This window comes from Allokutzneria sp. NRRL B-24872, assembly GCF_002155965.1.
Classification (GTDB): Bacteria; Actinomycetota; Actinomycetes; order Mycobacteriales; family Pseudonocardiaceae; genus Allokutzneria.
In genome coordinates this window covers 1-783 of the sequence record NZ_MUMH01000399.1, presented here as the reverse complement: position 1 = coordinate 783, position 783 = coordinate 1, and the positions used below count along the sequence as shown (strand labels likewise).

Below are 783 nucleotides of genomic sequence, written 5' to 3'. Positions count from 1 at the left end.
GTGTTGAGGTGTCGCGAGGACTGTTGCTGATCAAGCCCCTTGTAGATCACCGGAGTTGGCGGACATCGAGTGTCGGTGGGCGGCTGTACCGTCGAGCTGAGCGCCCGGATTGGGCCTGCTTTTCGCTCCTGCCTGACTCACCCGAGGAATTCCCCGATGTCATATGTTCGTGGGCACTACCGCCGCGACGGCTCCTACGTCCGCCCGCACTACCGCCGGTCCAGGCCGTCGACCGGCGCTGCTGGATCCGTTCGCCCCGCCACCCATCGCCGCGTCGGCACGACCGCGCCCAGCTCCGGGTCTGCTCCGGCAGGTCCGGTGACGCGCGTACGAGGCCACTACCGCGACGGGTACTACGTCCGGCCGCACTATCGCCGGATCAGCGCTCCTGCTGCCGTTGCGGTGGCCGGCGGGGGTGGCGGCCTGTTACTCCTGCTCCTTGTGCTGGCGCTCGTTGGCGGCGGCGGAAAGGGTTCACAGGACGTACCGGACAAGAAACCGACAACGTCTGTCAGCTCTCGGACCCACACCGAATCCCGGTAACTGCCCGGACCTGGGTACGGTACGGCAGAGCCCCTCGGAGGCAGCTCCAATGCCTCCGAGGGGCTCGTCATGTGTGCAACCCCGCAAGCTGCAAGAAGTCCTCGACCATGCCCGCCTCCAGCAAGGTGACGAGCAGTGGCGAACCAAGTACAGAACCCGCGCGGGCATCGAGGGATCCATCCACCAGGCCGTCGCGGTCACCGGGATGAGACGTGCCCGCTACCTCGGTCTCCAGAAGAC

1 protein-coding gene is annotated in these 783 nt (G+C 66.7%); it reads left to right on the top strand.

Annotated elements, in window-relative coordinates:
- Positions 1–592 precede the first annotated feature (592 nt).
- Positions 593–783: transposase (locus tag CCN37_RS42545; protein ID WP_210408423.1), on the top strand; the 191-nt coding region annotated here is incomplete at its 3' end.